Annotated in this window: 8 protein-coding genes and 2 pseudogenes; 5 read left to right on the top strand and 5 right to left on the bottom strand. The window is 37.6% G+C overall.

The features are described from left to right. Positions 1–131, bottom strand: a pseudogene (locus ACMUMJ_RS14055) (IS110 family transposase); the annotation flags it as partial. Between the two features lie 185 nt (positions 132–316). Between ACMUMJ_RS14055 and ACMUMJ_RS14050 the strand changes: the two are divergent. Further along, positions 317–1,009, top strand: a complete 693-nt coding sequence (locus ACMUMJ_RS14050) for an aspartate/glutamate racemase family protein (protein ID WP_414679481.1) — start codon at positions 317–319, stop codon at positions 1,007–1,009. Between the two features lie 555 nt (positions 1,010–1,564). Here the strand turns inward: ACMUMJ_RS14050 and ACMUMJ_RS14045 are convergent. After that, on the bottom strand, positions 1,565–1,732 hold the full coding sequence (locus tag ACMUMJ_RS14045) for a CcdB family protein (RefSeq protein WP_414679480.1): 168 nt from the start codon (positions 1,730–1,732) through the stop codon (positions 1,565–1,567). Positions 1,733–1,856: 124 nt separating this feature from the next. Beyond that, positions 1,857–1,961: a type II toxin-antitoxin system CcdA family antitoxin gene (locus tag ACMUMJ_RS14040; RefSeq protein ID WP_414679483.1), complete on the bottom strand. Its 105-nt coding sequence runs from the start codon at positions 1,959–1,961 to the stop codon at positions 1,857–1,859. A gap of 20 nt (positions 1,962–1,981) precedes the next feature. Here ACMUMJ_RS14040 and ACMUMJ_RS14035 point away from each other — a divergent pair, with 20 nt between their 5' ends. After that, positions 1,982–2,266, top strand: coding sequence for a GGDEF domain-containing protein (locus tag ACMUMJ_RS14035; protein ID WP_414679479.1), 285 nt, complete (start codon positions 1,982–1,984; stop codon positions 2,264–2,266). Between the two features lie 158 nt (positions 2,267–2,424). Here ACMUMJ_RS14035 and ACMUMJ_RS14030 read toward each other — a convergent pair whose 3' ends face one another. After that, positions 2,425–3,084 (bottom strand): DsbA family oxidoreductase, encoded by a 660-nt coding sequence (locus ACMUMJ_RS14030; protein WP_414679478.1) that lies wholly within the window; start codon positions 3,082–3,084, stop codon positions 2,425–2,427. Between the two features lie 423 nt (positions 3,085–3,507). Here ACMUMJ_RS14030 and ACMUMJ_RS14025 point away from each other — a divergent pair. The 3 genes and pseudogenes from ACMUMJ_RS14025 to ACMUMJ_RS14015 all read left to right on the top strand — a co-directional run bounded on the left by ACMUMJ_RS14025 (position 3,508) and on the right by ACMUMJ_RS14015 (position 6,689). After that, a pseudogene (locus tag ACMUMJ_RS14025) lies at positions 3,508–3,969 on the top strand (ClbS/DfsB family four-helix bundle protein). A gap of 227 nt (positions 3,970–4,196) precedes the next feature. Then, positions 4,197–4,700 carry a GNAT family N-acetyltransferase gene (locus tag ACMUMJ_RS14020; protein ID WP_414679477.1) on the top strand — a complete coding sequence of 168 codons (504 nt, stop codon included), beginning with the start codon at positions 4,197–4,199 and terminating at the stop codon, positions 4,698–4,700. A 225-nt stretch (positions 4,701–4,925) separates the two neighbouring features. Further along, entirely contained in the window at positions 4,926–6,689 is a 1,764-nt protein-coding gene (locus tag ACMUMJ_RS14015) for an ATP-binding protein (RefSeq protein ID WP_414679476.1), read from the top strand. Between the two features lie 376 nt (positions 6,690–7,065). Here ACMUMJ_RS14015 and ACMUMJ_RS14010 read toward each other — a convergent pair whose 3' ends face one another. Further along, complete coding sequence (locus ACMUMJ_RS14010) at positions 7,066–8,367, bottom strand: hypothetical protein (protein WP_414679475.1); 1,302 nt, start codon at positions 8,365–8,367, stop codon at positions 7,066–7,068. Positions 8,368–8,709: the final 342 nt, after the last annotated feature.

Below are 8,709 nucleotides of genomic sequence, written 5' to 3'. Positions count from 1 at the left end.
ATAGGTTTTATGAACGAAGAGATTGTTTTAGGCATTATCTGAGAGCGATTTTTTTCCATCGTTTGCATGTCCATTAGCTGTCTTCTTCTAGACAGTAAATCACTCATGAGGCGCATCTGTTCGACCCTTAAGCCCAGCTTCATTTACGGCTCGATATCATCAATCTATGATTGAAAATCGAATGGTCTATTGAATCTTAGGTGAATGTGAAATACTGTGGTTTTACATTAAATAAATAGGCTGAGAGTGGGTAATTCTACAGTCTAGTAAGGCGTAAAGGTAAAAATGATCATTAACTTTAATATTTCGAGGTAATATGAATAAAATAGGATTATTAGGCGGACTTAGTTGGGTATCTACAGCAGAGTATTACCAGCGTTTAAACATGCTCATGCAAGACAAACTGGGAGGAGTAACTTCTGCTAGAATTGTACTAGAAAGTGTCAATCGTCAAGATTATGTTGATGCTGTTATTCAACAAGAAGATGAGAATGCCGCATGCGAAATAATTCTGGACGCTTGTAGGAATCTCGAAAATGCAGGCGCAAAATTTATTGTAATTTCTTGCAACGACGTTCATCGATTTGTGCCCGATATCGCACCTAAAATTGGTATCCCATTTCTACATATCGCTGAAGTAACCGCGCTAGCTATTTCTAAACAAGGTATAAAGACTGTCGGGTTACTCGGAGTAATGAAAACAATGGAAGGTGTATTTTATCCGGAAATTTTGGCCAAATATGGAATAGAAACTATCATTCCTAATCAAATAGACAAAAATTATATTCACGATCGAATTTACGATGAACTGGTAATGAATAAGTTTAGTGATTGTACGAAGAAAGGATACAATGACGTCATTGAACGCCTCCATATTGCAGGAGCAGAAGGTGTTGTTCTCGGTTGTACCGAAATACCATTACTGTTAAAACCAGAAGAGATAAAGATTCCATCATTTGCTACAACTGAACTACACTGTATCGCAACCGTAAATCAAAGTATCACTTAACAATTTTCTGCATTGGAAAAACTCTACTCGTTCGCGCTCGCATTTTTCCGCTGAGCAAGGTGTTGAGGCTGTAAAATTACTCGAAAATAGACATTCAGTGATTTAATTTCTGTGCGGAGAGTATCTAAAAGCCAATTTTTGTACGATAACAACTCTACTCTTCACATAGCTGAGTGATTTTAGGTTTATGTTAACGTTATTTTTGAGACTGTTTTTTTGAATGAAAAATTCGACAGCCTCGTTAGGCTATCTGTCGAATCAGGTGGATTTATATGAAAAAAAGAGTGTTCGTGTCGTTATTTTCGATACTGATCAGTTCTAGTGTTTACTCCGAAGTTTTGTGCGAAACGGACGAAATAGTCTCTTTCTCCTGTGGCTTTAAATACGAAAGTGTTTCGGTACTACAATTGACTCTCAACCATTATCCATACAAGTCAATTAGGCGACAAAGCAGTTCGCCATTGTTCGTGCAGTGCTTATTTTAACCCGCTATTTTATTGCCTCTTAGCAAGGTATTGAGGCTAATTCTCTTGAATGAGAAATTCTACAGTCTCGTTATATGCCAGTAATTGCAAAGTTGATTGCAGCTATAATGTCATCTCGTAATGACTCAATTGAGCCGATAGGACTTTTGAGTAACTTGGATGGTATGGAAGCAATCTGAGGTGTGAGTAGGATGTATTGCTCATCTTCATATTCAATCAATGGGGTTGAATCATGCATTTGCTCATTTCTAAAATGATTGAGTTTCCCTAAAGGGATCACTGTTCGTGTTGTAGATCACTAATATATGGGTATGCTTCGCGGCTTTTTTTGCTTGGGTTTGTGTAGACATCAAATTGTGATATTAGAATTCTCTCAATTCATCACCAAAACCCCCATTATTATCTACAAAATCATTGTAGGCTTGAATAGCGTTTTTATTTTTTTTCATCCATTTTTCAGCTTCAATATCTTTTAATTTATCTTTTAATGCTTCCTCTAAAGTCGCTGATAAATGTAAGCGTCCAGCAAACCAGTGGGGAAGAATTTGTTATTTTAGTTTCTAAATCCAATACTAATGAGCTTCTTCATCATTTAGAAAATGTACGTGAAAAGATATCTCAAGCAGACTTTTCTCCTGTTGATAAATTAACCATTAGTATCGGTATCGTTACGATTAAAATAGGTGAGTCTTTTGAGGAGTGGTTTAATCGAGCAGATACAGCGCTGTATAAAGCGAAGTCTTCAGGTCGAAATTGTATTGTCGCTGATTAAGGCTAAGTTCAAGCATAATTAAAGGTCTCATCAATATTTTTGATAAAAGAGACGAAGTTAGATTTTAATGAGAGTTTAACATTGTCTCTTTTTTTCGTTTAATTTTACTATGTGGAAAATCGCATTGTTGAGTTTGTTAAGGCCAAATTAACATACTTTTATTCGCTTGTTTGTTCTTTTTTCATAATCTCTTCTATAGCTTGTTTGAACGTTGAAACGGGTTGGCCTCCAGAAATTGCGTATTTGTTGTTGATTATGGCAGTTGGAACCGAGGTGATACCGCTTTGTTGCCAGAGTTTTTCTTGCTGACGAACCTCATCGGAAAACTGGTCACTTTCTAAGATTGTCTTAGCCGTTGCTTCGTCTAAGCCAATGCCAGCGGCAAGGTTGGTTAAAATAGTCACGTCACTGATATCTTGGTTGTCGGTAAAGTGTGTTTTAAATAACGCGGCTTTTAATTCAGCTTGTTTGTTTTCTGTGTGTGCCCAATGCAGTAAACGATGGGCGTCAAAGGAATTGCGCATACGGCTTTCGTCTGTAAAGTTAAAATCAAAATCAACTTCTTTACCGCGTTCCGTAATCATGGTGCGATTTTGACGTGATTGCTCTTCTGATATACCGTATTTTTCGATTAAATGTTCTTTAGTATTTTGTCCTTCTGGCGGCATCGATGGATTCAATTCAAAGGGTTCAAATGTTAATGTTACCGCAACCTTGTCTTCTAATTCTTCTAGGGCTTTATTAAGATTACCGAGTCCGACTACGCACCAAGGGCACATAACATCGGATACAAACTTTATGTCTAATGACTCTTTCATGAATAATTACCTTGATGTTTATACGTCATTCCATGTTATAGCTAAAGAGAGGGATTAAAAGGTGTTCTAATGAAAATAAGAAAGGTTTCTTTGAATTTGCACAGTTTAAATATAAGCCACCTATATAGCTAGTTTATGTATTTCAACAGGCTAGAGATTAAAAAAAATCAGATAGGTGTGATTATTGATGTTCTATTAATAGCATTATAAGTTGGAAAAAATTCAAGGGTGGGGAATAAGCTATACCAAGAACCAGTAGTTATACCAAGAGCCAGTTTGCCTGAGAAGCCGTATTTTTATTGCATCAACCGATGCGTTGATTATGTTTAATTGGGTATCTTTTTTTGCCCTCTAACGAGGGGCCATGTGAATGGGGTAAGTAGGTCATCGATTGCTAAGTCAAAAGAGGAATAGCAAAGCGCCATCGACACCATATTCCTGAAACCATTAGAAGACTATCGAACAATTTCTATTGAACTTTCGTGGGAAATCAGTATCAAAGATACTGAAATCAATGTTTGTGACACACTTGCGTATCTAATCGGTTGGGGAAGACGGGTTCTAAAATGGAATCAATAGGAGCTATAAGGTGTGCTGCTTAATCTTCCTGAAATAGGTTTTAAATAGAACGAGCCTAGTTTGCTCGCAAATAGTTTTCATGAATATTATAAGGGCTGGGGATTTATTGAGCTGCTTGATGAATTTGAAGCGACAGTACAGAAAATTCAGGCCATATTAGATGACCTAAACAACGATGAATTATATGAGAAATTGTGGTACAAAAAGTGCACATTTGGGCGAATGGTTCAGTTCAATACTTCTGCGCTAATGAAAAATATGCGAACTAAAGTGAGGCGCTTTAAAAAGGTTAATAACATTCAGTAGTGTCATTCATAGGCTAATTATAAGCCCAATGTGGTTATTGATGTGCCATCAATTTCGCTCTAAATTGGAAAAAATCCAAGGATGAGAAATAGCTATGTTAAGAACAAGTCGTTATACCAAGAGCTAGAAGTCTGTTTGCTTGATAGGCCGTATTCTCATAGCATTAGCTGATGCGTTGATTATTTTTAATTGGGTGTATTTTATGAGTTTTTTGATTAGGTAAGTGTATGAATCAGAATATAAATATTCTACCAGAATGCAATGATGATATTAATGCTATTGAAATAATTACTATTGAGGCGTTCAAAAATCATCCTCACAGCAATCAAACTGAACATAAAATACTAACTGCATTACGTGATGATAATGCACTTTCTGTGTCTTTAGTTGCAGAGATTAAAGACGAGGTGGTTGGCCATATCGCTTTTTCCAAAGTTAAAATTAATAATGAATTTATTGATTGGTATGGCTTAGCCCCTGTTTCTGTTAAACCAAAATATCAAAATCAAGGTATTGGCTCACAATTAATTCTTTCAGGTTTAGAGGCTATTTGTGAGTTAGATGCTAAAGGTTGCGTGCTGCTGGGAGAGCCTGAATATTATAATCGGTTTGGCTTCAAAGCACTGGGTGAGTTAGTTCTCAAAGGGGTGCCTCCAGAGTATTTTCAGTCATTACTTTTAAGTGGTGAAATGCCAAGCGGAAATATTGAATACCATAAGGCTTTTTCGTAAAACGGGCATACAAGTCTCACTCATGGCCTCCAGACTCGGTACAAAAACGATTGGAGTCAATATCGTAATCAGGGCTCTATCAAAAAAAGCCATTGTTTTAGGTGAAAACAAACAAGGTAGTCGTGTTAAATATTTTTAGTGAGGTGTTTTTCGTTGTGATAGCAAGAACGTACCCTGTCAAAAAATATCAGTGCTAATTTGAGTATTAAGGTGTAATTTAACGGTATGTTCATTCTCAATCACTTTAGAAACGTTAAAAATGTTAATCCAAGGTCTATGGTAACCGAAGACGATATTCAGCCAGTCTCTAATACTTCCGCTCTCGTGGAAGAGAAGTTCCGAATTACGGGGTTTAAAGCTCTATTCGTGTTTTCCATCCTATTAATGGGCGAGATTATTTGTCGTTCTCCTAATAATTTATACATTGCTATTGCTTTTCCAATCGTGTGTTTTTTAATTTCGGTGTGTGCCTTGACTAAACGAAAACATAGCCTCTTATTGGGTAAAGTTTGGGTGGTGTTTACGGTTCCTTTGGTGTCTGTTCTTATTATTATTAATGGTCTTGCTCCTGCTGCTTTATTATCTCTAGGGGCTATTTTTTCTACGTTATTAGTGAACGGGATATGGCGTATTGGGGCTGCTTTTATGATTGCAGCGACTGTCTTCTTAGTGCCATTTTCTAATGTTCCCTATGACCCTACTGTCTGGACAAGGTTATGCATATCTACCATTACTGTGACCCTTGTTCTTCTAATTATTTTACACCATTTAGAAAAAGCGCTGGTGGAGAGTGTCGAGAATGCTGCTGCACTAAAGCGCGCTCTTGATGGCCAACGCAAAGCCAATGCGGCCCAATCTTTATTTCTGGCCACCATGTCCCACGAAATACGTACGCCTATGAATGGTATGTTGGGCTTATTGGATGCGGTACTGGCGGACGACCTTTCTGATAAGCAACGCTCACATCTTGAGAAAGTCCAGCGTTCTAGCCACCTTTTACAAAATATTTTGAATGGCATTCTCGATTATTCCAAACTCAATGCGGGGAAGCTGGTGTTTGAAATGGCATCTGTAAATGTTGGGCAATTAGTATGTGATATGGAATCTTTTTTTCAATTACAGGCTGACAATAAAGACATTTATTTAAAATCGGTGATTGATCCATCTTTAGCGCCAGCTCATTTGGGGGATGCCACTCGTATTACTCAAGTATTGAATAATTTGCTGAGCAATTCGATAAAATTTACTCAGGACGGCGAAGTGTCCTTATCATTAAATGTCGTTAAGTCGACGGATTATGTCCAAGAGTTAATGTTTTGCGTTCGTGATTCGGGGATTGGAATAACTGATGAAGAAAAAGAGCGCATATTTTCTCCTTTTACCCAAGCGAATCAAGCGACGAATCGGAACTTTGGTGGTACTGGACTTGGGCTGCAAATTGTCAAAAGTCTTGTTGAGCAGATGGGTGGGAAAGTTTGGGTTGAGAGTCAAGAAAACGTCGGCAGTCAATTTTATGTCACACTCTCATTGGCGTTGACAGATGAACTACCGATTAACATCATCGACAATTCAAAGTACTTAAATAAGCAATTTCTTGGTAAAGTGCTGGTGGTGGAAGACAATAAAATCAATCGTTTGGTTGCTCAAGAGATGCTTCGGCCATTTGTTTCGGATGTTTCTTATGCAAATGACGGGATAGAAGCGGTCGAGGCCGTTGAAAAAGAGTCATTTGATTTGGTGCTAATGGATTTAAATATGCCAAACATGGACGGTTTTGACGCAACTCAAGCCATACGTAAGAATCAACAGAGCCTCCCTATTGTGGCACTTACTGCGGCGGTTTTAGCAGATGAAGTTGAAAAAGCGTTAGCATCTGGTATGAATGGTCACTTAGCAAAACCGATTGATAAAGATAAATTATTTAAGATATTAGAGCGGTACCTCAAACCTGCAGTGTCAGACAGGATTCTGCATGATCAAAAAGCTTGATCATGCTAATCAATGCCTCGTGGCAATTATTGAGACTGAAGTAAAGAGGGAAAGGTCGTGTTTAGACATTCATAGCTTAACGGTTGACCCAACCCTTTTAGAAAAGGCACCGCCAATAAACTAATGTGTTACGTGCTAGGGAAGGTGCGAATAAGTCTACTAAGACCCGCAGGGCATGGTCTAAAAGCCAGTATTCTTTGTTGAGTATCTCGAAAATAGACCAGCTATTCACATTCGATACTCGCCTCGAATAGCTGGCTTTTATCCACATGCTGAGACAAGAGGACTTATTCGCACCTTCCCTAGACAATGTATAGATAAATAGAAAATATTAGAATTCGACAAGGTGTTTTCGATGACGCTGTTTCTTTTTAGACTATATTGATGTTAGAGAATTACTTACGTGTTTTGCTAAATGCTTGTTCAGTGATTTGAATGAACGATCAATTGAATTTGAAACAGTGTCAAGCATAGCGTTAAAAATACTCTCTGCTTTGGCACCGCTTCTGAAATCGAGACAGTTATACCAAGTCGTATTTTTTTGTCCTTTTATAATTGGTTTATCGGCGGGGACCAAGGTTACCGTGTTTTCGTTGTTGATATTTTCCAATGTGTATTGTGCATAGATGGAAAAACTCAATTCGGCATTTGAGCCGGATGCTAACGTCCCTGATGCCTCCAAGATAATGCCGTTATCAGTGGGAGACATTCTAAAATGATGGTAGCTTGTAGAGTAAATTTTTGAACCAATTTTTATTGGGTAGCTGGTGATTGGCCTGATTGTTTCAATACAATAATTGTTTGAGATAGATAAATCGTCTTCTTGAGCGCTTTGAGAAATGATATTAGGCAATGCGGGTAAAATAAGCGATTTCATTAGCCACTTAGTGCGAATTAATATGCCTGAGCTTTTTCCAATGGCCATGAAATTTGATAAAGGCATAAGGTCTGACAAGGACGTGTTCGATTCAAAATAATGAGCATTGGATGGATGAGAGGCTAATTTTTCGGCTGTATTGTTGGTCTGGTTAGCCTTTTTTTCTGATTGAAACGAAGAGACTAACCATTTTACATTGGTATGCAAATTTAAGTTATCAATAGTTTGAATGCTCAATGCAATGGCGCGATGACTCTTTTGAATGAAAGTGCTGAGAGAGGTGCTTAAGTGAGGTAAATACGGCTTTAATATTCTGCTCGGGTCTTCAATCCTTATCAAATTGATCGCATCTATTTCATTGATTATAGGGTGATTAGACCGCGCCTTATCACTGATTTCTTTTTCTAGATTGTGTAAATCGATTTGAATAAAGAGTGAGCAAGACTCTAAAGAAATAACATGGTGTAAATCCCCTAAAATTGTGATGTCACCAGATTTAAAAGGAAGTTTCAGTTCAAAACGAGAAGGGTTATTACTAGCAATTAACTCCCAGCCAGACAGCATAGCCTCGCCACAAACATGCCATGAACCATCCAACTCAGTAAAGTTGATACTATTTGGCAAATCACCATCCTTCATGGCTTGAGAGAGTCGTTCATTGACTGACTGAAGGTCAGATACATAATCTGTAAATGTTTGATGAGTTACCATAGTAAACGTCCAAAACAGTAGCAAAATGGGTTGATTCTGTGTCGTTACAATATGGCTGTTTTGTAACAACAATATTGCACCCTGACACATCGACATCCACCTAATTCACATAACTGAATTCTGGAGGTGCGCCTTCTTCCGGAAGGTAACAGACACTATCTAATGTTTTTATGTATTTGAAAACACACAGTATCTAAAATATAAAACTGAAACGATAATTATAGATAGGTAATTGATCTTAAAGGAAAGTTTATGAAATACGATTACACGGGATTACACCAAAGTGTTTTTTACTGTGATTGTGCTTGTAGTGATATTACCGTAAAAATTTGACTGTGCTTCTAGCTGTACTGAACTGTAATCGACATGTTTTATGTAAAACACTAGCTTTAATCCTTAGGTGGATGAACTCTCTATACTTTATGTTCTCCT

Source organism: Marinomonas phycocola (assembly GCF_047525455.1).
GTDB lineage: Bacteria > Pseudomonadota > Gammaproteobacteria > Pseudomonadales > Marinomonadaceae > Marinomonas.
The sequence above is the reverse complement of the archived record's forward strand: the minus strand, read 5'-3'. Positions and strand labels throughout refer to the sequence as shown.

Coding starts and splice junctions, on each gene's coding strand:
- ACMUMJ_RS14050 (WP_414679481.1), top strand. CDS start 317: ATGAATAAAATAGGATTATTAGGCGGACTTAGTTGGGTATCTACAGCA.
- ACMUMJ_RS14045 (WP_414679480.1), bottom strand. CDS start 1,732: ATGCATGATTCAACCCCATTGATTGAATATGAAGATGAGCAATACATC.
- ACMUMJ_RS14035 (WP_414679479.1), top strand. CDS start 1,982: ATGCTTCCTCTAAAGTCGCTGATAAATGTAAGCGTCCAGCAAACCAGT.
- ACMUMJ_RS14030 (WP_414679478.1), bottom strand. CDS start 3,084: ATGAAAGAGTCATTAGACATAAAGTTTGTATCCGATGTTATGTGCCCT.
- ACMUMJ_RS14020 (WP_414679477.1), top strand. CDS start 4,197: ATGAATCAGAATATAAATATTCTACCAGAATGCAATGATGATATTAAT.
- ACMUMJ_RS14015 (WP_414679476.1), top strand. CDS start 4,926: ATGTTCATTCTCAATCACTTTAGAAACGTTAAAAATGTTAATCCAAGG.
- ACMUMJ_RS14010 (WP_414679475.1), bottom strand. CDS start 8,367: ATGTGTCAGGGTGCAATATTGTTGTTACAAAACAGCCATATTGTAACG.